Origin of the sequence: Photorhabdus antumapuensis (assembly GCF_020387775.1) — a bacterium.
GTDB classification, from domain to species: Bacteria; Pseudomonadota; Gammaproteobacteria; order Enterobacterales; family Enterobacteriaceae; genus Photorhabdus; species Photorhabdus antumapuensis.
The window spans coordinates 441-1,114 of record NZ_JAHZMK010000047.1 but is presented as its reverse complement, the minus strand read 5'-3'; the positions used below and the strand labels follow the sequence as shown (position 1 = coordinate 1,114).

The following is a 674-nucleotide window of genomic DNA, read 5'->3' as shown; positions in this document are numbered from 1 at the left end:
CAAGGTCAGATTTCTCCCGGCCGCCAGTGTATTTTGGTAGGCACGCATTCTGCCTTCGGCGATGACTGACAGATCATGGTCCGCGTTGAGGTATCCCAGGCTGATAATGTCACCGGCATGCAGCAGAATATTTTTCGCCGCTATAAACGCCGTGCCGTTGAATTGATTAACAAAATCCGCCACCACATTCAGACCGGCCGAGAGTTTACCGTCCATCCCGTTGTTCAAGTCGCGACCGGTTAAGATAAGATTTTTCTGCGCCTGAAACTGACTTTGGCTGTTATCCAGCTTGGTCGCATTGATATAAGCATTCGCCCCTGAAACCAGGTTAGCCTGACTGGCATGGCTGAATGCTTTTGTGCGAATAACGATATCGCCATGATGGGTTTTCAGCGTCGCTGAATCGTTGTCAACCCGGGTGCTGAGGTGACCGCTCGCATCTTTTTGCAACCATAAATGATTATTGGCCTGAATCAGCCCCTTATTCTGATTGTTTAAACGGTCAATAAACAACCGCATATCCCCTTCGGCGATAATCTGACCCCGGTTGTCCAATGTGTTCGCGGCCAGCGTCATCGCTTTCCCGGCCTGCACCTGACTCTGTTCGTCCGTTTTAATACCTTGACTGCTTACAGTAATATCAGTTTTGGCCTGTATATTGCCCAGCGTCATCT

At 49.6% G+C, this 674-nt stretch carries 1 pseudogene; it reads right to left on the bottom strand.

Annotation, left to right across the window (positions count from 1 at the left end):
• Positions 1 to 674 (bottom strand): annotated as a pseudogene (locus tag KZ793_RS17085) (filamentous hemagglutinin N-terminal domain-containing protein); the annotation flags it as partial.